This is a genomic window from Ensifer sp. ENS03, assembly GCF_014852035.1.
GTDB classification, from domain to species: domain Bacteria; phylum Pseudomonadota; class Alphaproteobacteria; order Rhizobiales; family Rhizobiaceae; genus Ensifer; species Ensifer adhaerens.
Map to the genome: position 1 here is coordinate 43,737 of NZ_JACVAV010000016.1, position 20,847 is coordinate 64,583.

At 57.1% G+C, this 20,847-nt stretch carries 15 protein-coding genes; 5 read left to right on the forward strand and 10 right to left on the reverse strand.

What is annotated here, in order from left to right; genetic code table 11:
- Positions 1–2: 2 nt before the first annotated feature.
- Entirely contained in the window at positions 3–635 is a 633-nt protein-coding gene (locus tag IB263_RS32240; RefSeq protein WP_124916303.1) for a recombinase family protein, read from the reverse strand.
- A gap of 129 nt (positions 636–764) precedes the next feature.
- Between IB263_RS32240 and IB263_RS32245 the strand changes: the two genes are divergently transcribed.
- The 4 genes from IB263_RS32245 to IB263_RS32260 all read left to right on the forward strand — a co-directional run bounded on the left by IB263_RS32245 (position 765) and on the right by IB263_RS32260 (position 6,663).
- Positions 765–3,239 carry a Tn3 family transposase gene (locus IB263_RS32245; protein ID WP_192439523.1) on the forward strand — a complete coding sequence of 825 codons (2,475 nt, stop codon included), beginning with the start codon at positions 765–767 and terminating at the stop codon, positions 3,237–3,239.
- Positions 3,240–3,515: 276 nt separating this feature from the next.
- Positions 3,516–4,667, forward strand: coding sequence for an RHE_PE00001 family protein (locus IB263_RS32250; protein WP_192439524.1), 1,152 nt, complete (start codon positions 3,516–3,518; stop codon positions 4,665–4,667).
- Between the two features lie 242 nt (positions 4,668–4,909).
- Positions 4,910–5,440 (forward strand): hypothetical protein, encoded by a 531-nt coding sequence (locus IB263_RS32255; protein WP_192439525.1) that lies wholly within the window; start codon positions 4,910–4,912, stop codon positions 5,438–5,440.
- Positions 5,437–6,663: a DNA phosphorothioation-associated DGQHR protein 1 gene (locus IB263_RS32260; RefSeq protein WP_192439526.1), complete on the forward strand. Its 1,227-nt coding sequence runs from the start codon at positions 5,437–5,439 to the stop codon at positions 6,661–6,663. The genes IB263_RS32255 and IB263_RS32260 overlap by 4 nt, the downstream gene beginning before the upstream one ends.
- 311 nt (positions 6,664–6,974) lie before the next feature.
- Here IB263_RS32260 and IB263_RS32265 read toward each other — a convergent pair whose 3' ends face one another.
- Genes IB263_RS32265 through IB263_RS32295 form a run of 7 tightly spaced genes read right to left on the reverse strand, consistent with a single transcriptional unit; the run spans position 6,975 to position 12,791 of the window.
- Positions 6,975–7,178, reverse strand: a complete 204-nt coding sequence (locus IB263_RS32265) for a sulfurtransferase TusA family protein (RefSeq protein ID WP_192439558.1) — start codon at positions 7,176–7,178, stop codon at positions 6,975–6,977.
- Between the two features lie 32 nt (positions 7,179–7,210).
- Complete coding sequence (locus tag IB263_RS32270) at positions 7,211–8,737, reverse strand: DNA translocase FtsK (protein WP_192439527.1); 1,527 nt, start codon at positions 8,735–8,737, stop codon at positions 7,211–7,213.
- On the reverse strand, positions 8,734–10,803 hold the full coding sequence (dndD, locus tag IB263_RS32275) for a DNA sulfur modification protein DndD (protein WP_192439528.1): 2,070 nt from the start codon (positions 10,801–10,803) through the stop codon (positions 8,734–8,736). Before dndD ends, IB263_RS32270 begins: the two co-directional genes overlap by 4 nt.
- Positions 10,804–10,822: 19 nt before the next feature.
- Positions 10,823–11,038, reverse strand: a complete 216-nt coding sequence (locus IB263_RS32280; RefSeq protein WP_192439529.1) for a DNA modification system-associated small protein — start codon at positions 11,036–11,038, stop codon at positions 10,823–10,825.
- Positions 11,031–12,170, reverse strand: a complete 1,140-nt coding sequence (gene dndC / locus IB263_RS32285) for a DNA phosphorothioation system sulfurtransferase DndC (RefSeq protein ID WP_192439530.1) — start codon at positions 12,168–12,170, stop codon at positions 11,031–11,033. The genes IB263_RS32280 and dndC overlap by 8 nt, the downstream gene beginning before the upstream one ends.
- Complete coding sequence (locus IB263_RS34885) at positions 12,170–12,382, reverse strand: ribbon-helix-helix protein, CopG family (protein WP_192439531.1); 213 nt, start codon at positions 12,380–12,382, stop codon at positions 12,170–12,172. The genes dndC and IB263_RS34885 overlap by 1 nt, the downstream gene beginning before the upstream one ends.
- A 52-nt stretch (positions 12,383–12,434) precedes the next feature.
- Positions 12,435–12,791, reverse strand: a complete 357-nt coding sequence (locus tag IB263_RS32295; protein ID WP_192439561.1) for a hypothetical protein — start codon at positions 12,789–12,791, stop codon at positions 12,435–12,437.
- Between IB263_RS32295 and IB263_RS32300 the strand changes: the two genes are divergently transcribed.
- Positions 12,715–14,064 (forward strand): anti-phage deoxyguanosine triphosphatase, encoded by a 1,350-nt coding sequence (locus IB263_RS32300; RefSeq protein WP_371814289.1) that lies wholly within the window; start codon positions 12,715–12,717, stop codon positions 14,062–14,064. The genes IB263_RS32295 and IB263_RS32300 overlap by 77 nt on opposite strands.
- Positions 14,065–14,069: 5 nt before the next feature.
- On the opposite strand, the gene IB263_RS32305 is transcribed toward IB263_RS32300, so the two are convergent.
- Complete coding sequence (locus IB263_RS32305) at positions 14,070–15,113, reverse strand: HNH endonuclease domain-containing protein (protein ID WP_192439532.1); 1,044 nt, start codon at positions 15,111–15,113, stop codon at positions 14,070–14,072.
- 184 nt (positions 15,114–15,297) lie between these two features.
- Complete coding sequence (locus IB263_RS32310; RefSeq protein WP_192439533.1) at positions 15,298–20,622, reverse strand: sacsin N-terminal ATP-binding-like domain-containing protein; 5,325 nt, start codon at positions 20,620–20,622, stop codon at positions 15,298–15,300.
- Positions 20,623–20,847 lie beyond the last annotated feature (225 nt).

The following is a 20,847-nucleotide window of genomic DNA, read 5'->3' on the forward strand; positions in this document are numbered from 1 at the left end:
TTTCAGGTTTTACGGTTGCGACGAGCAAGTAACTTCTCACCGTCGGTTCGTAGTTCGCCTTTCGGGTCGACGAACCGGTACAGTGTTTGCCGGGTGATACCGAGTTCGGCGCATAAGTCGCCGATTTTGGTTTCCGGCTTTCCCATTGCAGCTTGGGCGAGGCGCAGTTTCGCTGTCGTCATCTTGAACGGCGCTCCACCATTTCGGCCGCGGGCACGGGCCGCCGCCAGGCCCGCTTTGGTCCGCTCGATGATTAGCGCCCGCTCGAACTCAGCGAGCGCGGCGAATATCCCAAACACCAGCCGGCCGTTGGCTGTCGATGTGTCGATCGATGCGCCTTCGCCGGCGAGCACTTTCAGACCGATGCTCCGCTTCGTGAGGTCGTCCACGAGATTGACGAGGTGACGCAGGTCACGGCCGAGGCGGTCTAGCTTCCAGACGACGAGTGTGTCGCCACGGCGCAGCGCCTTCAAGCAGGCCGCCAGACCGGGACGGTCATCCTTCTTTCCTGACGCGGAGTCCTCATAGATATTGTCGGCCTCGACCCCAGCTTGGGTCAGCGCATCGCGTTGCAGATCGTGGACCTGACTACCATCGGATTTCGACACCCGCGCATATCCGATCAACGTTGTCATTTATACGTCCGTCTGCGTGACAATTTTCATTTGGCCGCGCCAAAGTCTGTAGATTGTCACATAACCCGTCTTGCAATGTAAGATCCGTGAACGGTTATCTCCGGTCTTTTTGTGACAAATGGAGTACCGATGCCTCGCCGCATGATTTTGACGGATGCCGAACGGCAGAATTTTCTTGCACTGCCAACCGATGAAGACACCCTGATACGTCACTGGAGCCTCGATGACGAAGACCATCGCCTTCTCGAAACGCGGCGGCGTGACGACACCCGCCTTGGTCTCGCACTTCAGCTCTGTGCACTCCGTTATCCCGGCCGACTGATCCAGCGTGGGGAGGTCATCCCGGAAAGCGCGATCGCGTTTCTGTCAGAGCAGCTCAGGATAGAACCGGAGGCGCTTGCAAGCTTCGCACGAAGAACGCCCACTCGCTACGAGCAACTGGCTGTCCTTCGCCAGCATTATGGGTTCAGCGAATTGTCTCACCCGCTCCGCGCCGACCTGCTTGCCTTCGCGCGCGGCGTGGCAATCGCTTCGACGAAAGACAAATTTGTTGTTGCGTCTCTTGCTGACGAGATGCGCCGCCGGCGTATCGTCATTCCCGGCATCACGGTGCTCGAAAGGTTGGCCGGGCAGGCATGTACCGAGGCCGAGGAAACCCTTTTCGCCGATGTCGCCGGAAGATTGCCACCGGATATCATCATCAGGATGGAAGCACTGCTGGGCACCGGGCCGCGCGTTCGTCAAAGCGGTATATCCTGGTTGCGTGAGCCGCCTGGAAAGGCCGGCGAAGCGGCCATGCGAGGATTGATCGATCGGCTTGAGGCCGTGCGCCATGTCGGTATCTCCAACGATGTGCTTCAGGCGGTCCCGGCCCATCGCGTGCGCCGCATGGCGCAGGAAGGTCGCCGCCTGACAGCTCAGAATTTCGAGCAAATGCGGCCCGGTCGCCGATATGCGACGCTTGTGGCCTTCCTTCTGGAGATGGAAATCGCCCTCACCGATGCGGCGATCGGCATGTTCGAGGTTCTGATCGGAAAGGCGTTCCGGCAGGCAGAGGCCACCCGGGACAAGCAACTGCTGGAAAACGCCTCATCGGCGACATCTGCGCTGGATTTTTTCGTGAGCTTTGGCGAGGCGATTGCCGCCAAACGGGAAACCGGGCTTTCCCTCGATGAGGCCGTCAACGCGGTCGCCAGTTGGGAACAATTGATGCAGGCAACCGAGGCGGCGAAGGCTGCCTCTCGTACACGCAAGGACGATGACCTGATCGTCTACCTCCCGGCTCAATATCTGCTTATCCGGCGCTTTGCCGCTCCGTTCCTGACAGCCTTCACCTTCGAGGGAAACCGTCAAAACAGCGATTTCATCGGCGTCGTGATGCAAATGAAGGCCGCAGGAAATGGCCGCCGCCGTTCAACCAATCCGCCGTGGGTGAAGAACGCGCTCGCTCTGGTGGACAAACGCTGGAGCAAGGAAGTCGTTGCGGCAGACGGATCGGTCGATCACAGAATGCTGGAACTCTTCATTATCGTTGAGCTGAAGAACCGGATCGCCGCCAACGAGATCTGGATCAAAGGGTCTCGCACGTATCGCGCGCTCGATGAGGATATGATCTCGCAGCAGACCTATGCCATCATCAAGGCCGAGGCCCGTATTCCCGTCGCCATTCCGGTCGATGTCGAGATATATCTCGTCCAAAAGGCCGAAGCACTGGATCAGAAACTGCGCGAGGCAGCGAACCGGCTGGAAACCGGCCGGGGTGATACTCGTATCGGCGCGAAGGGTTTACGGGTGCCCGCCGTTAAAACCGTTGAGACCGAAGCCGCAATCGCATTCGCAAAACGAGTGGCAACAGCCATGCCGCCGATCAGGCTGACAGACCTTGTCGCGGACATCGATCGAATAACCGGTTTCAGTTCCCTGTTCGAGCATCTTCAGACAGGACGGACACCGAACGACATGCGAGTGTTCTATGCAGCGCTCATCGCTGAAGCAACCAATCTCGGCTTCTCGAAGATGTCGCTTGCCTGCCCCGGCATTACACGTCGCCAGCTACAGCAGATGGCGATCTGGCACTTCAGGGAGGAGACCTTCACCCTGGCGCTCGCCCGGCTCGTCGAGGCCGTCAGCGCCTCGCTAATGCTCAAGCGACTGTCGGCGACCACGAGGCAGAGCGGCCTCGCCCAGGCGCTGCGTCAGATGGGCCGGATCGAGCGAACCCTGTTCACCCTCGACTGGATCAACGACGAGGATTTGCGGAAAAGCACCACAGCGGAGCTGAACAAAGGGGAAAGCCGCAACAGCCTCGTGCGTGCCGTAAATCTCCATCGTCTCGGCCGCTTCCGCGATCGCAGCCAGGAAAACCTATCAATTCGGGCATCCGCCCTCAACCTGATCGTCACCGCCATCATTTACTGGAACACGATCTACACCGGTCGTGTCGTCGATGCCCTGCGCAACGCCGGACAGAGCGTCCCCGATCATCTGCTCAGCAGTCTTTCGCCACTCACATGGGAACACGTAAATCTCACCGGCGATTACCTCTGGGAAGACAAGCCCGCGCTCGACGACAGCGGCTTCCGACCCATCCCGTTCACTATCTGATCCGCCTACCGTATATCTGTGCCCCTTTAATGTTCAGGGGCCTTGACGGTGACGCTCATGGGAAACTCCGTTGAAAACCGTCTCGTCGCGCAGATTGCCGACGAATGCGAATTTGACGTTCTGCGCCACGATAGAGCGCGCTCACTGGTTGGTCAACCGGTAGACCACATAACTATCGATACTTGGGACCTATCGATAGTGAAAGGCACAGCTACTGGCCATACCCAGTGAGGAACTCTAAATTCAAGATAGAGTTCGTTTAAGAAATCATTTACCATGATTTCAATGCGTTACGATCTCGCCCATTTAACCATCCGGACCCTGCTGCGGCCGGTTTCCGACGCCGGCATCGGACTCGCCCGTCTCGACGAGCGCATCGCCCGTTCAGCGGTCGGCGCGGGCTTTCTCGAACGCATGCACTTCGCCGATGCCTGCGCCTCGCTGTGGATCGACGGCGAGCTCGTCCATCTCGAGGACCTCGTCCTGCACGATGCCAGCCACGACATCCGCACGCCGACGCATGAGTTGACCATCGCCCGCGACGTCTTGCGCACCCGCCGGCGGATCGCCGCGCAGCCACCCGGCTGGCCGCTCAGCCCGGACGGTCTCCGCAGCCTACGCGGGCACAACGTTGTTGCCAGCGCGCCTGCGCCGTCAGTTGGTGAAGAAGGCGCCCTCGAGCGCGAAAGCATGGTAGTGCCTGTTGATGCGCCTGTGGAAGGGGAGGCGGAGGACGGCGATGATCATGTCAGCCCGTTCGACGCCGAGCTGGCTGCCATCGATGCGGTGCTGGCGCGCTCGGAAGCGGTGTTGACAAAGGCGGCCGCACCGACGAGCCGATCGCAGAATCGCGACCCGCTAGTCTACGATCTCGACTGGGACGAGGACGAGCGGCTGGAGGAATGGCGGAGCGTGCTGCGCCAGACGGCCGATTTGCCGCCGGTGATGCGGGCGATTGTTGCCCTCGATGCCTGGAACGAGCTGTCGGTCTTGCAGCATGCGCCCTGGCTTGGTCGCCTGCTGGTCGCCTCCATACTGCGCCAGGCCGGCGTCACCACCGGTGCACATCTTGCCGCCATCAACCTCGGCCTGAAAACCATTCCCGTCGATCGGCGCCGGCATCGCAATCGCGAAACCCGGCTGCTGGCCATCGCCCATGGCCTACTTGCGGCCGCCGAGATTGGCTTGAAAGAGCATGACCGGCTGACGCTGGCGAAGACAATGATGGACCGAAAGCTGGACGGGCGCCGGACGTCTTCAAAATTGCCGGAACTGGTCGAGCTGGTGATGGCAAAACCGCTGGTCTCGGCCGGCATGGTCGTGAAGACGCTCGAGGTTACGCCGCAGGCGGCGCGGCGGATTGTCGGCGAACTCGGCCTGCGGGAGATGACGGGGAGGGGGAGGTTTCGGGCATGGGGCGTGATTTGAGCATAACGATACCATTGGGCATCGAATCTACAGTGCGGCTGCCTAAACCAATCCAAGCCAAGCCTTGGACTATCTACCAAACGCAGAGGTTCTTTAGAAATACATGCTTAGATTGCCATAGCGTCTTGTTGTTATGGCTGGGCGTGGTATTCAAATTGTGGTGAAAAGGTGGCGCGACTATCGAGGCCGTCACTCTTTTTAACCGAACTGATATGGAAGTCGCTTATTTTTTGGCGGATGTCATGGACGAATTAGAGCAGGAACTGAGCGGCTTTGCCTTTCTCAAGGAAGAGATCGGTAAACGTCTTAAAGCTCCCGTGAAGCATACGAACTTTTGGGGCTACCTATTTCTCGCTATCTTCGTGCTCGGTGGCCTTTCGGTGTACATCGAGTGGTTTCGATACGCGGCCGGTAAGACCCAAAACTCAGAGGGGATAGTGCTAGCACTGTTTACTGTTTTCCCTGCGATCATGGGTGCTTCAGCCGTTCAGCTTGTCCTCGATAAGGACAACTCCCCGACGCGCATGGCAGGGCTCATATCGTTGTTTCTTTGCGCCCTATTAACATTCGTATTTACGGCAGATCCGTTTGAGATCTCGAAAACCATCGCCGTCATATGCGGGATCGTCTGTTGCTTGATCGCGGTTCTCGTGTGGTGGATCGCTAACGGCGAAGAGGAAATTTTCAGGGATACAATCAAACCCTACGCGTCAATGGGCGGCTCAAAGGCAAGCGGGAAGTTGAACTCTAAGCAAACGGATGTTGAGACGTGAATACAAGTTATCCTTTGCAGGTTCCCGCGCTTCGTGTGGAACAACCCCTTGGGGCGTTTTACGCAGTAGTTTTGTCCGCTCGGACGTTACTCGACCTTTGCTTCACCGAGGCTCTCCGTGCTGAAAAACTGGCTGACGGAGAAACATATGAAGTAACTGGAACGCAGCGACTGCGCCAACCAAAGCGGTTGAACGAAATTGCCAACTACATAAATCGTGATGATTCTGCTTTTCCTAATTCGATCATCCTCGCTGCAAATTATCGCGAAGACGGGCGCGTTGAAGGCGAAGCAGACAACGAAGCCGATGAACAACGAGAATTTCAGCGTCGTTGGTCGGTCGAGGAAAAGGGCCCGGGCTGCTACGTCCTCACAATTCCTTCCCCCGAGCGCTTAGCGGCGATCATTGACGGTCAACACCGACTGTTCGCATTTGGCTTGGCTTCTGCAGAGCATCGTGACGATCAGTTACTCTGTTCAGTGTACATCGACCTGCCGAAGCCTCTCCAAGCCCATATTTTCGCAACTATAAATTCGACGCAAAAGCCAGTCGATAAGAGCCTCACTTACGAGCTCTTCGGATACAATCTCGAGGATGAGCCTTCTTCAAGGTGGAGCCCTGAAAAATTGGCCGTCTTCCTTACCCGAAGGCTTGGATCCGACAAAGAATCTCCCATGTTTGGCCGAATAGCTGTGGCTCCGCAAAACGACTTCCGTGACGAACAGGTCGATCGAGGTCATTGGAGGGTTTCGACAGCTGTTTTGGTGCAGGGAATTCTGCGACTTATATCAAGTAACCCCAAAGCTGATTCAAACGCGCTTTTTACGAAGGATAGTTCGATCTTCGCGAAGCCTCGAACCCGCGCGGATATTAAAGATCTCCGTCGTGATCGCTCGCCTTTGCGAGATCTGTACATCGAAGAAAATGATCAGCTGCTCTACAAAATAGTAGAGAATTTTCTTAGCGCCGCTGATCAACTGTTTTGGCAGCCAGCAGCTCCGCGCTCCTTCATTCTGAAAACCGTCGGCATCCAAGCGCTGTTGGATGTGTTGCGCCTGATAGCTCCCGCCGCAATTGCGAACCGGAATGCCACTGTGGAAAGTTTCGAGAACCGTCTTCGCTCAGCTGCTCACATCGACTTTAGCGAAGATCTTTTCAGAAATGCCTCGGGATCTGGGCGTAGTGTTATTCGAAATAGAATCTTGGATGCAATAGGCTCATGACGCTGGAAAAAAATACCGTCTCGGTTGCTACAGCGCCGCGCGTCTTATTAGACGCACAAAGCTCGCTTTGCTACTTTGAATTGCTGCATGTTTTGTCATTCAATTGGCTACGATTAAAGGAAACATGCAGTAGCTTTACACAGAACTCCGAAACCTTCTGATCCTTGAACCAACTTATGTGGCAGATTCCCCTGACTTCAATGACAAAACCAGGGGCCAATGGTTCGGAGTTTCGAAGAGCGATTCCTGGCCGTTGTTTCAGGTTTGTCTTCTCGGCCTGGCCGAGAGCAGGAAACATTGGCTAAAAGTTCTCACTTCAGACGGATCAAATACCATCTCACGTCCTCGGCCACGCCTTTATCGAGCAGTTTGTGACCATCCGAGCTGACCATGTGCGGAATATCAATGTCGGCAAGTGGGTCGGTGCATTCGACTCGGATATTGGCGCCAGAGGGCAATTTCCGGACGGCTTTGCGAGTGCGCGCGACGGGCACAGGGCACTTTAGTCCCCTCATATCGAGCAGATAAACAGTTTCGTTGTCGGAAATCACTTGCGCACCACGGTTTCTACATCGTTCAGCGACAGAAGATAGCCGTGCGCGCGCACCGCATCACTGCCGGATAGTTTGACAATCATGTCACCGCGCCCAAGCAGATCCTCGGCGCCCGGTTCGTCGAGAATGATCTGGGATTCCGAGCTCTTCTGAACCGTAAGCGCGATACGTGCGGGAACGTTAGTTCGGAGCAGTCCTCGGAAGGTTTGCGCATCCGGGCGCTGCGTTGCAAGAATGAGATGTATGCCGGCCGCTCGCGCCATCTGCGCCAACCGAACAATCTTATGCTCTATGTCCCGATCCTGAAGAACAAGATCGGCCAGCTCATCAATGCAGGCCACGATGAACGGAAGGTGCAGGCCACGCGCGGTAGCATCTGCAACATTGTTCACATTGACCTCGCCAAGCCGACGATAACGGTCGTCCATCTCTGCCACGAGATCTTCAATCATCGTCCGGCAGGCAGCAGCTCCCACCGCCATGCTGTCACGCCATAGAAAACGAGAGCTGGAATAGACACCAAACTCAACTTGTTTGGGGTCCATCAACGCGAGCCGCAGGGTCGAAGGTGAGTGCTTAGTTATCAAAGAAACGAGCAGGGAATGAACACACACGCTCTTACCTTGGCCGGTTGCGCCGGCAACCAACACATGGGGAGCGTTCGCCAGGTCGAACTGAACAGGTTTGCCAATAACGTCGACGCCGGGGCTCACGATAAGATGGTGCCCATTGGACGACACCTCCCGCAGCGCGTCCAGGAGCGCCCCCTTGCCTTCGACACGCCAGGTGTCCCGAGGCCTGGGGATGTCGATCATAACTGTTCGTGCTTCGTCGCCGGCGCTCAGTACAGGCATTTGCTGCTGCAGGCTCAATGCAAGAGCCAGGCGTTCCAGACCTCGTTTGAGCTTGTCCAGCTGGTTGATGTCGCGCAGAGCTACACGATAACGAGTCAGACGGGGGCCATGGATCACACCCTTGACCTCGGCATTTACGCCGATCTCCGACAGGCTTCGTACCAATTGTCCTGACTGGTCGTCCGCCAGGACGACCTCTGGCTTTGTGCGCGCATCCTCATGTTGAACGACAGACCGATCAGGCAGATCGGCCCTTCGTTTGACAAGCGTGCCGACGAAGTTGTCGAAATCTTCGTTGCTGTTTTTCCAGTCTTCGTAGAGCAGGCCTGCGCCACGATGCCAGTGCAGCCGAAGATTACTGCGGAATGTATCCATGCCCTCTGTTGCTGCACTTCCGAAGGTTCGTGCATGAGTTAAGATCAGGCCGACCCAAATCGCGACATCGTCTTGCGTAAAGAGCGACGAGGCGGGAATCTCGAGCCCCTTGGCATCGATTTGTTCATCGGTAAGAGCTCCGAGCGAAAGTGAGCGGCCGATCGCCAATCTCGCAACCGCGGCTTTTGTAGACAGGCCGAGAACCTCCATCAGGGTCTTAGTCTGATTGTCCGCGTGGGCCGACGTGCGAAAACGCGCGGACATGATCTGCTGAAGACTTATGGTGCTCATGCTACTTCCTCGAGGAAGTACCTGTTCTCAAACGCCTTTGTCCTGCCGATGCCGTCGCCGACGTCGGAGTGCTCAAGAAGGTAGGTCTTCGATATATTGTCACGGATACGGTCAAGAAACGCTGCGTCGATTTCCTCGTCCTGGCTCAGTAGAATTACCTGACGGTTCTTTTCTCCAGTCCAGTATTTAAGGATGTTCTGACGATGCCTGCTGTCGAGGCGACCCAATGGTGTATCGACAACTAGTGGAGCTTTCACTCCCGAGACGCGGGCGAGACCTGCGATCAACGCTGTTGCGAAGATTTGGTTTTCGCCGGCTGATCGATCAAAGGCGAGAGGCTTACCCGATTTTCCGAGAATGATCGTCGTGCCATCGTCCTTGATCTCAATCTTGGAAACTTGATCTTTGTGCGCGAGCTGCTTGTAGACCGAGGTCATGTTGGCAGCGAGTTCCTTTACCTTGAGCGGGAAAAGAGCCGGGATGACGGCTTCGATAACCTTCCTCACCCGATCAGATCGTTCGATGATTGCGCGTGCCGGAGAGGACTCGTCCAGTTTTCGACGTTCGCGTTCATAGTCCGCGCGCTGCGATGATATTTGAGAATCCAAGGCCACTAAACGCCGATCGTCAGCTCGCCATTCGTCGTCTAGGGCGGTCATCCGCTCCTGCACATTTTTCAGTTCTAAAGTCAGTGATGCTAGAGTTCCGTCGCGATCGATGCCTTCCAAGCGCGTAATCTTTCGCCCGAGATCGTCAATTCGATCGTTGAGATCAGCCTCAATGCGCAGCACGTTCTGTATTTCTTGATAGCCGAGTGACACGCTGCCGAGCGTGGAAAGCACCCTTTCGCGCTCCGCTGCAGAGAGGTAGTCGTGGTCGATTACCTCTGCGCAGTCGTTGGGTGGTGGATAAAATAGACTTGCCCAGGCCGCATTCATGCGGCCGCGGATGGCTTCCCGCTGCTCATCCGTCAATGGTGGGTCAATGGCCGGATCAGACTGCTGTTCATACGCCGATTTGAACTCGAGTTGTCTGGGTTCCAACGCTCGCTTTTCGGCCTCCCATTGAAACCAGCGCTGTTCTTTTTCTAACTGCGTTTGATAGGCGACCACCAAGTCCTTTGCGACCAAGTGGAAGGGCAGCCTTACAGCAAGAAAATCCTCAAGCTTGCGGCGTGTATCGCGCAGCTGGCCGCGGATCTGCTCCCGCTCTTCGATCAAGTCTTTGTAGGTCGCTGTGTCTCCACCTCCGCCGCCAGCTGCGGTCACGCGCTCAAGGAGCGATTGAAACTCACCGTCGAGGTGGCCGCGTTGATGACGCGCTTCGTCAAGCTTCCTCCTAAGGTCACCAGCAGTTCGCTCGTTTTCCGAGAGCTGGTTAAAGAGAAGCGATAGCCTGTCTTCGTCTACGTTCGCCACGGTCTCGCGCTTTGATCGCTCGAACTGTTTCAAGCGATCTGCAAGGTTCCGCAGCAGCACGACGCCCAGGAGACCCTCAAGGCCCTGCTTCACCTGCTCCACTCGACCCTGATCAGCAAGCTTCTTTACTTCCTCGCCATCGAAGAAGAAGAATGGCGCGACATGAGCCGGTACGAAAAACTCGTCCAGGGCTTCGGAGAGATGGAATGAGTTCCTCCCGTCAGAGCGCGGCAGCTGGGGCACTCCGCGGAGGATCTCCCGATAGGTCGCCTCTTCGTCGGTCCAACTGCCGTTAGACCGAAAATACCATTTCCGGGCTATTTCGACAGCTTTGCTCTTGGTCCGGTGGATGACCACCTTGACCATCATCGTATCTCGGCCATCCCGTAGCGCTTCGCCGTTGAACGCCTTCTCCAGAAAGGTGGGATATCCTCGCGTTTCATCGGTCTTCAGGCCCGCGCGTGCGAGGTGCGACATCGCGTCTTTGCCGTAAAGGCAAAGGTAAAGGGCTTCAAGGATAGAGGTTTTTCCGTAACCGTTCATGCCGCCGATCAGCACGACATTGCGACCTTCGGCCGGCTCAGGGAATTCGAATTCCTGGCGTTGATAGGACTTGAAGCAAACGAGTTCGATTTTAGATATCCACATTTCCCCGTGTGCCCCGCCCTCAATCCATTCGTCCGAGGATCTCTTCGATCCGTTGGTAAATCCCAGCTGCGCGTTCTTGATGCTGTCTGGCGCGTTGCAAACCGACAAGTTCGGCCAATACATCCACGGGAACGTTGTTGGCCTGGGCAATCGCGCTCAGAACCTGGCTCGCCTCATCATCTGCCCACAATGGCAAATCGTTTAGCTGCGCCTCCTCAGCAAAAACCTCAGACATCCGCCAAGCCCCCTTGCGTTTGCAATTCCTCGGCCCAATGCCGATAAATAAGCTTCAGCTCGTCATCATTGATGAGCTGGTCCCCAAATTTATCTTGAACGTCCAGCAACCGAGTAAGGATTTCCCGGCGTGCCTGGATCGTGAAAGGTCCAGGGATGTGTTTGCCGTTCAGGTCAAACGAAAGCCTACCGTTGCGCCTTACGATTTGACGCATCTCCGGATTGTTGCGGATGGAACGAAGCCAGTCGCGGAAATCGATCAGAGGCTGGAAATGATGTTTACCAGCATCGACAAACCCTTGCAGACTCTTGTCCTTCTCCACAACGGTGCATGTCCAACATCCAAACCGGCTGTTTGATGTGCCGCATCCCGGCGCTTCGTCGGCACTGAGGACCACCGGGCATTCGCCGCCCTCAGAATCTCGATAGAGCTTAATAAGCGAGGAATGGTCGCCGCCCCAAGGCGCATGGTAGGTCCCAAGAATTTCCCAAACGTCTTCAATGCCAAGGTCAACGATGGGCCGATAAATCAATGCGCCTGGCAACCGTTCGTGCGGAACAAGGTTTCCGCCCCGACCGTTGCGCCACTTATCGATGGAACGTTGGCGGGATTGACTTTCGTCACGGCGCACCCCGAGAATCACGATTGCCGCCCCAGATGCCGAAACCTGGTCTTTGATATACCCGCTGGTCGGCTGAATCTTTAGGCGGTCGGTGCACCACCTCATGGTCATGTTCGGGCTCGGATATCCTTTCCCAAGCAGCAAAACCCAGAACGTCTTGTCAGGATCAGGCTGAGTTCGTGCGACCGTGATTGGAAGATCCAAGCTTTCAGCGGCCTCGGCAATTCGAGCACTCACTTGATCGAGGTGGCTAATCACCAGCGGAGATTCGACCATCGTGTCGTTTGATACGATGTGAATCGGGCGGGTTCGCTTTGACGGCGATATGTCAAGCAGGGCCTCGAACACCGCGTGTGTGACAACGGTGCTATCTTTACCGCCCGAAAAGCCAATGATCCATGGGTATTTTTGCTGCTCGGATAGATATTCTCTTTTTACATCATCAACAATCGAGGCCCAGGTCTCCTCGATGGAGACCTCGTCGTCGAGTAAAAGCGGGACAAATGCCATTATCGGTATTCTTTCGATGCGCGCAGGGACAGCGGAAGTTCGGCCTGCGCATCATCAACATGGCGCGCAACAAATTCGGAAACAGCCCGACGAACAACCCAAGCGGCCGACAAATTCATATCAGCGGCCAGGCGAGATATCGCGGCATGATCCCCCTCATCTAGGCTAACACTCAGTCGGACTGGGTGCTTTTGTCCTCGCGGCCGAGCCATAAGATCTCCCGTGGAAATTGCAGCATCACCGTGCACCACAAAACTTCAGAAATCAAGCAAAGCTCGAATTTTCAACAATTTTTTGACTTCGTGCCAAACTCTGGAAATCGCCCGGGGGGGCCATTTCGTAAACCCGATCACGCGGGCCATTTTCATTGCGCGCCATTCGGAATCGGCGAAGTGGGCTACTCATCCAGGATCCGCCTTCCAGCTTTGCCAACACCAGTTCTTGGATTGCACCGATGCCAATCAGTTGTACGCTGGCATCTTCCTTGGCTACTACTTCTCGCTTATAGGTGGCGCCGGATGGTGAAGTAAGCGGGGAGGCTTCAGTGATAGCGGATTTGTGGGAAGAGCGGCGGAGCGGATGGAAAAAATATCCAGATGACTCGAGGACGAATTTCGACATCGACTTCAGCCGTGTCGTTCACTCTGGATCCTTCCGCCGCCTACAGGGCAAGACACAAATCTTGAACCTTGGTGACAGCGATTTTTATCGCACACGCCTGACCCATTCATTGGAAGTGGCGCAAATCGCGACCGGGATCTTGCTGAGATTGAGGGATCTTTATTCGCATGAGCCGGTGTATCCGCATCTGCCAGAATTTGGATTGATGCAAACCTTGGGTTATAGCCACGACCTCGGGCACCCTCCATTTGGCCATGGCGGTGAGATCGCTTTAAACTATTGTATGAGAAATGCCGGTGGGTTCGAGGGAAACGGCCAGACGTTGCGCATACTTTCCCGTCTGGAGCGCTTTTCGGATCACAATGGTGCCGACTTTACACGCCGAGCGCTGCTCGGCGTACTAAAATACCCAGCTGCGTTCAGTGCGGTCTTCAATCCTGAACTCGCCCCCTGTCTCCAAGAGGGGACCCAGGTCACGCGAATTATTGATCGTGAGAAATCCATTCCGCCGAAGTGCTACCTAGACAGTGAAAAGGAGGTTGTCGATTGGATCTTCACACCATTCACGCCAGAGGATACGGAGAGGTTTGTTGATTTTCAGCGGCGCCCTGAAGAGCACGCTAAGACTCGTGAGAAATCGTTCGATTGCAGCATCATGGATGTTGCCGACGACATCGCTTACGGTGTCCATGATCTTGAAGATGCCATAGCGCTCGGACTGATTGACGAGAAGGCCTTTCGAAACCGTATAACCGACGAAGTGTGCGCGCGCTATCTGGACGCCTTAAAGCAGAAGTATCCAAATGAATCGGCGAACAATGTATATGAGCGCCTCGTCACCCAGCTTTTCGGTGGAGGTGACAGCAGGAAGCATGCCATCAGCCGGCTGGTCTATTTCTTTATCTCGAACGTTCTCGTCGAAAGCAAGGACGTCTTCACGGATCCTTTGCTGAGATTCCGGGCTGCGATGCACCCAGACGTGGCGGGACTCCTGTCAGCGCTAAAATCGATGGTTTACGATCTCGTCATTAAATCAGCCAACGTGCAGCACCTGGAGTTTAAGGGGCAGACGATGGTGGTTGCGGTATTCGAGGTGATCGCGAGTGAGCCTAAAGCGTTTCTTCCGTCCGATGCATTCCATGCCTACATAGAAGGCGGTCGTGATCTACGTATAATCTGCGACCATATCGCCGGCATGACCGACGCGTTCCTAATGAAGACTTACGAGCGCCTTTTCAGTCCGAGGATGGGCTCGGTCTTCGACAGGCTTTAGGCCGGTTAGTCGAGGTCTAACGACCAGTCAGCAGGGAATCCCATCCGTTTCGCGGTCGTGAGTAGCGGGGGAATTGCACCCCAGTAGGCTTCGCGCAAAGCTGGTTGGTCCAGCAGACGGGCAGGAGCTATCCGAAGATCGTTGCAATATTGGTCTAGCCAAATGCCTGTCCGGCCTCCAGAAAGCGCAACCAATTCGGTTATTACGCGATGGTGAAGTGTAACCAGGCTGTCGAGGAAAACGAGGCTCGGCAGCCGGCCTGCCTTGGCGGAATTCAGGGACTTGCTTGTTGGCACCAAATTCCACACCCGGTCATGTCCTACAAAGCTTCGGGGTAAGAAATGGTCGAGACTGAAGCCTGTTCTGTCCAGAGGTTGGTTGGTATAGATGCAATCAAGTCCTATCCGGTTCATCGCCATCAGGAAATATGCTCGCTCTTTAGATAGTCCTAATCTTCGGGAAGGGGGGCCGATTTTCTCGATGGTGACGGGTACGTTTGGATTTCTCGCCTGCATCCAAGAAAGCCAGGCGTTGTCAGCCCAACCTTTGACAATCGGCAAATTTGCTTTGAAATAGCGGTACCATTGCGGGGGTATTTCAATGCCTTCTTTGAAGATTTGGTAAATTGGCAGACCATCTGACGCTTTCCAAGGACTGAGTAAAGCCTCAGGAACATATCGCAGGCAGCCGCGGGAACGTTCGCGCTCGGCGTACATGCGGGCGAGCTCGATGGCTTCGTGCGGAGACAGCTTTTCTTGCACAGCGTTGCCAAGTGAGTGCACGAGGGCGGTAAGCGTATCGTTTGCGGCGGCGTTGCCGATCGTTAAACGGCTAACGACCACGGGCCACCACACCGCGATCAAAATCTCGGCAAGGAGTTCGTCGAAAAGCATGATTTCGCCGGCGCCCTTAATCAGTCTCGCGATAACGGCTTTAAATAGAAGCAGCTTGTAAGGTTGCGTGCAGTCACGGAAAATTTGAGCGAGGCGTTCGACGTCCCTATCTGCGGGGAAATCGAGGCTAGGGTCGCCCGTCTCATTCAATTGCATGTTGTTGGTTTTCCATCTGATGAGGTGTTTGTTCTGCCTTTTTAGGTTTGTCGTTTAGGGCGTGACGCATTTCCATGCTACACATTGTAGATGTGCCGAAGTCTATCGATGCCGTTCACAGCCAATGGGCTTTCGGCGGATCTCACCCCGAGCGCACACGATACCCAGTCCGGCGTACATCTCGTCATGAAGGCTCAAATTTGAACCGGGTGGAACCTGTCCCGACCGCACGGAAGAGGCGACGTCCCCGATCACTCATGGGGTTGGGAAGCTCCATCACCCGCCAACGGGATGGATCGAACACATAGGGAACGTACAAAATCCTGTACTTCTTGCTGCCTTCCGAAGCGCACTCGGCGGCGCTGCGCATCTCATTCTGGGTGAATTCGAACTCGAAGGCCTCATCGAAGTTCGACTTCACTTCGTAGCGCCACTCTACCTCGATGGTCTGCACCTTGAAATCGAAGCCGAGCCGGTCATCTCCCTCCCAGTCTATCTCGAACCTGCTCCGGTTTTCTGACACCCAGCAGCGGTCGTTGTAGTGGTCCTTGTGCTTTTGGCGCAGAAAGTGGCTAGCGAGATACTCGCTCGCGAACCCCATAGCCGATTTGACATCCTCGGAGACCCGTTCGTGACGGCGCCGCTTGCCGCTCTTTCCGCCGGGGCCTCCGTTACGTCTATCCGGCGATGCCTGCTCGGCAAGGTTGAAGCGTCGGCGCGACCGCGTGAGCCAAGCGTTATCCTTCATCTGCGCATCTGCCAATGCGATGAGGGTCTGCGCGAAGTCTTTCGATCGCGTGTCCAATGGCGAGCCTGCGAACCTGACGGTGCGCCTGCTCACCTCTGCCTGCTCCAGGCGTTCCTGCTCTCGCTTTTTCGCGCCGAGGAGATCATCAGGGTCGAGGCCGAGAGCCGCCGGATCGGCGACATGTGGCATATCCGCGGGCCAGCAGCCGGCTCGCACGATTGTCGCGATCTCGTGGCCGCGTTCGATCGAAGCGAAATCGAGAAGACCGTGCTGGTCCACCGACTTGAGAACCGCCAGGGTTCCGTCACCCCAGGGGTTCGACCGTCCGTTCCGGAAGCACCATGCCTCGATGGTCGATGCCGCATCCTCGATAAATTTCTGGAGCGTACGTTTGGAGCGATTCCGTACCAAGTTCACCGGCTCAAGTTCCAGTTCGACATCCTTGCCAATGAGAGCATCCAGCATTCTGTCCAGGAGGCTGCTCACCTCCTCGCGCTCGAGGGTCTCCTTCTCCATGATCCACTCGGACTGGAATTCGAGGAAGTCGAGCGATCTAAGGCGTACGTAGTCGTCCAGCGTCGACCCGGACCGAAAATCCGGCCAGTATCGGCGACGGACGCGTTCGATGGCCGGACCCAGAAGCTCGCCTTTCCAGATCTCGAAAAGCCGGCGCAGTTCTCCTTCGTTGGAGAGTATCGGCTGCCCGAGAGCGGTGAGCATCTGGTTAAGGCGGCTATAGTTCAGCCCCAACGTTCGGCGCACCTCCGCGAAGTCTGCCCGGGCGAGTTCGTCCAGGAGTTCAGCCGGGCCAACCGGGAGCCGGTCTTCGATCGTAACGAGCGCTTCCAGGACCTGCGACCGGAGTGCCGAGTCACCGAGCTGGATTCCAAGCGTCTTGGCCGTTTCCAAGTCCGTCACGCAAGCGACGACGGGAAGGAGCCGTCGGATCAGCAGGTCGCCGTCCGCCCGCAGTGCCAGTGCGTGTTCACGTACCAGCTCAACCTTGCAGCCCAGTGCCCGGGCGAAATCTTCGTCGCTAGGGCGCTGCCGCGGATCGAATGAGACACCTCTGGCTGCGAGACGGAGCAGGAGTGTTTCAAATGACCGCATGCGCCTGTCGAGCAGCATGGAGAGATGGGGCGCAGCGTCGGCCAGCACCGCCCAGGTGATGTCCTGATTGTCGCCGATGACGAGTGTCGGCAGTTCGTCGTCCGGCAAGGCATAGAACGGAAGGACCTCATCGACGGCCGCGCCGGCGACCGCAAGCGTGATTCTGCCGCATTGGCGAACCCGGACGCGCCGGAGTCGCTGGTCAATCGTGCTGCTCGAAATCTGCCGCTCAAGTTCGCGACCGAGCACTTCGTTGGCGAGGACGGCTGCCTCGGGTAGCCACTCCAGGCCGTCGTTCGCAAGAAGTGGGTTTGCCAGACTTGGCACCAGAACCTCATCGTCCAGGAACACCTCAACTTGCTTGCGATCGATGCTCATAGTGTCGAAGCCGCCGCTCGCTCGAAGCTTCTGCATGGTCGGTGAAACGAGTTCCTCTTCCCCGAGTTCGAGTACGGCTTGCCCCGCCGCGGTGATGGCCTTGGTCTCCGACTGGAGCGGGTCACCGGTCAAGAAAATCCGTGGCGGCTCAGCCACTTTTCCGGTGAGCACGGCGAGGCCGAGCGAGGTTGCTACGACCACGGACAGGTCGGCAGGAAGCGGCAGGTCGCCGACACACGCTTCCGCCCATGCACGCTGATAGACACGTCGAAAGTTGACCCTTTCGCGTGGAGCAAGGCCTGCCGACCCGCGCGCCAGGTCGGCGAGCTTGCGCACGGCCTCGTCCGGGTTTGGCCAGTCCCTGAGGCTCACCGGGTGACGGAACATCGCCGTGGTAAGGTGCTTTTCCTCCTCGATCATGTCTGCGAGGCGTTCGCGCGGGCGGTCGACGTAACGCGGCGGCTTCTGCTTCCGATCGCGGCTGGACCAAAGATCTCTAGGTCGCTCGAACCGTTCAGCTTCGCCCTCAACTGGCAGCCAAGGCTCGGCCGCGATAAACACCGCCGCGGGCGTTAGCAACTCCCGTTCATTCTGGTCGGAGCCCCATCGCTCATAACGGCCGAGATGCCATCGCAGCCACGTCTGATCCTCATCCGCGAGCTGGACCAGGATGAGTTCGGCCAGGCGATGGCGCGCCTCCGATGGCAGATCGGCGTGCTCGATCTGGCCGGGGAAACGCCATAGCTCTCCTTTGCGGCTGTAATTGGTGAGCGGGTTCAGCAGGTTGATCCGCGAGTTGGCTGCAATCCAATCGCGGGATCGACCCTTCGCTGGCGTCTCTCTCCTGCGGAACGCATCCCAAACGTAGCTTGGAGTACCGCTCCTGGGCGCGTCTTCGTCGTCCAGCAACGGCAACCCGTTACGCACGCCTGCCTTGCGCAAAAAGTCCGTCCACAGTCGTCGGCCCGATTCCGACTTGGGTGCCCAATCGGGCTCCGAGACCAGCAGAAATCTCGCCGCTTGAACGCAATCGGGAGACAGGGACGCCGCTTCGGCGAGGTATGTCGAGAGCTTTCTTCCTTCCGGCGTCCAACCCTCCGAGAAGCGTGCGGTGCTTGCTTCCCGCCATCCGCTTCTGGTTTCGACATGCAAGTCAATTTCGCGCAAAACCCTCTCCGACCTTGGTCCTTCGGCCCGCCAGACGTCGAAAGCCCATTTGAGGGCAGCCTCCCGGCGCTTTGGAGCGGGCTTGTCGCCGAACAGCGACGGAACGCTCTGCAAGACTTGCAATGCATCGTATCGACGCAGGAGGCCAGCCTTTATGAAGTCTGAGACGACTTCGGGCGATACGGGAATATCGTCGGCGAGAATCGCAAACTTGCTGGCGACCGTGGAAGGCGGAAGCGGCGCGCGATCCCTGTCTCTCGAACTTGAGCTGCGCTCACGGACAAACACCGGTGCGCCACTCGGCAGACCCATCGCCGCGTGCAGCCCGCCGTCCCTGGTTTTCATGATCAACTTGCCGGCAAGCTGCCTTAGCCCGTTCATTGAGGTCAGGGCTTTTCGTGCCTCGTCATAGAGAGTTCCCCAGGTTCTGGCCGGGGAGCCGTCCTGATCAAGGGAGCGCGCAACCGACTCGATCCACTCGGCCAGCCCTCTTTCGTCGGGCATGGACCTGATGTTGGTCGCCTCCATAAGCTTGCCCAGCCGCTCCAGCCGCTGTAGGCCGAGACCCGGATCAGCAAGGTTCCTGACCCCCGCCTTGACCAGCCTGCGGACGCGCAGAAGCTTGTAGCCTTGCTCGGGCCAGATGCGGGCATTTCGGAACGTTACCCACTCCCCATTGTCACCTGCCGCCGGGACTGTTTGGCAATCACGCCAGTCGGTTCCAATCCGCTTCGACGTGCGAAGCAGACGCAGCACATCGTCCGGTGACCAGGCCGCAAGATCGAAGATTGCGGAGCTGCCAATCTCGTCCGCCATTGGCTTCAGCTCGATTGCCGCTCGCATCGCGGTCTCCGCGATTTCATCGAGGAGAATGGAATTCAGCGGAAGGTCGAAGTTTGCTCTGCGCCGGTCGATAGACGCGTAAAAGGGAGCGTCGACGTGACCACGAATGGGCGAGGGCACCTCTGAGGCCATGGGCAGGAAGTTGTATGTGCGTCCGCGCTCCACCTCGCTGGTCGACAGCGGCACGGCCACGGCAACCGTTGGCTCGCCCTGCCAATCTCGCCAACGGGAAAGTTGCGGCTCCTTGCTGATGCTGGCTTCGACGGCCTCGGAGAGACGGCGACGGTCGACTTCGCGGCGCGCGACCAGAAAGCGCCGGTTGCCGGGACCCACGCTCACGATCTCGTACCGCAGGGATGAGCCAGGATCGAGCTGCGGCCGACTTAGCACCGTGCGGGTAAGTGTCTTTGGCTTCACGGCGTCGATATCTTCGAGCTCAATATCGTTGACCTCGACCGTCACGCGGGCGAGCCTATCGAGGAAAAGGAGGAGAGGCGCCTCTGTCTTGGCCAAGTTGCCAACTTGTTCGCGCGCGACCAACACCGCGTTGGCGCTCCTCAAGGGAAGGTGCACGACGGTTGCGAAACCGAGCCTCGCAAACTCCCTTATCTCCTCAGGCTGGCTCATGAGCGGAACGGCTGCGAGATACCGAGGAAGGACCGTCGATACGCGCTCCGCTATTTCACGTTCTGCGATGGCGAGGGTCTCCTGCAGTACCTCGTCAGGCCCCGCGAAGCGAAAGCAATAGCCGTCAAACGCCTCTGCCGATCTGGCTTCGGTCTGCGAATAGATCCTTGGATCATCGGTGAGGGTCTCGACGCTGCGAAATCCAAGACCCTTGTTGCCGATCCCTTCTCCAACGGACTTGCTAGACACGCCCACGTTCCGGATCGCGTTCACATTCTCCCAAGTGAACCCCTTTCCCCTGTTCGCTACGAACAGGTCGCCTCGCTCGGGTCCGTGGATCATGAGTTTGAGGAGGATGGAGCCATCTTCACCCTCGTCGTGTGCATCGTGAGCGTTCTGGAGGAGTTCGAAGATGACGCGGTCGCCGTACTCCCCGCCGATGACCTCGCTGATATTGCGGAGGCTTTCGTAGGTGAGGAGGCCTGAGCGAATTGCATCCACCGCATTCAGCAGCTGCGCCCGGAGCACTCCTGTAAGGCGCTGTACCGGTGTCAACGTCGACGGCGTCAGGCCCCCGGAGCGATCATCGTTCAAAAGCGCTAAATCAATCGAGATTGAGTTGCCCACGGTCACCATTAGCGTCCCCCTGGCGCAAGATGCCACTCGAACGCTGGTTTCGCCAGTACGAAGAAGCCTGGGTCGGACGGTTTGTTAACGCTGCAAGGAGCGTGGCAAAATGATGTTGGAGCTAGTGTTACTCGTCGCTCCACTTCGGCAATCTAGAGCGGCTGATCCGTTGAAAGTGCTCGTTGCCCATATGTTCACGTTCTGGGCTAAAATGATCGCATAATGTATCGTCAG

Bases quoted from the DNA above. Each gene is read 5' to 3' on its own strand.
- IB263_RS32240 (WP_124916303.1), bottom strand. From the start codon at position 635: ATGACAACGTTGATCGGATATGCGCGGGTGTCGAAATCCGATGGTAGT.
- IB263_RS32245 (WP_192439523.1), top strand. From the start codon at position 765: ATGCCTCGCCGCATGATTTTGACGGATGCCGAACGGCAGAATTTTCTT.
- IB263_RS32250 (WP_192439524.1), top strand. From the start codon at position 3,516: ATGATTTCAATGCGTTACGATCTCGCCCATTTAACCATCCGGACCCTG.
- IB263_RS32255 (WP_192439525.1), top strand. From the start codon at position 4,910: ATGGACGAATTAGAGCAGGAACTGAGCGGCTTTGCCTTTCTCAAGGAA.
- IB263_RS32265 (WP_192439558.1), bottom strand. From the start codon at position 7,178: ATGAGGGGACTAAAGTGCCCTGTGCCCGTCGCGCGCACTCGCAAAGCC.
- IB263_RS32270 (WP_192439527.1), bottom strand. From the start codon at position 8,737: ATGAGCACCATAAGTCTTCAGCAGATCATGTCCGCGCGTTTTCGCACG.
- dndD (WP_192439528.1), bottom strand. From the start codon at position 10,803: ATGTGGATATCTAAAATCGAACTCGTTTGCTTCAAGTCCTATCAACGC.
- IB263_RS32280 (WP_192439529.1), bottom strand. From the start codon at position 11,038: ATGTCTGAGGTTTTTGCTGAGGAGGCGCAGCTAAACGATTTGCCATTG.
- dndC (WP_192439530.1), bottom strand. From the start codon at position 12,170: ATGGCATTTGTCCCGCTTTTACTCGACGACGAGGTCTCCATCGAGGAG.
- IB263_RS34885 (WP_192439531.1), bottom strand. From the start codon at position 12,382: ATGGCTCGGCCGCGAGGACAAAAGCACCCAGTCCGACTGAGTGTTAGC.
- IB263_RS32295 (WP_192439561.1), bottom strand. From the start codon at position 12,791: ATGTCGAAATTCGTCCTCGAGTCATCTGGATATTTTTTCCATCCGCTC.
- IB263_RS32305 (WP_192439532.1), bottom strand. From the start codon at position 15,113: ATGCAATTGAATGAGACGGGCGACCCTAGCCTCGATTTCCCCGCAGAT.
- IB263_RS32310 (WP_192439533.1), bottom strand. From the start codon at position 20,622: ATGGTGACCGTGGGCAACTCAATCTCGATTGATTTAGCGCTTTTGAAC.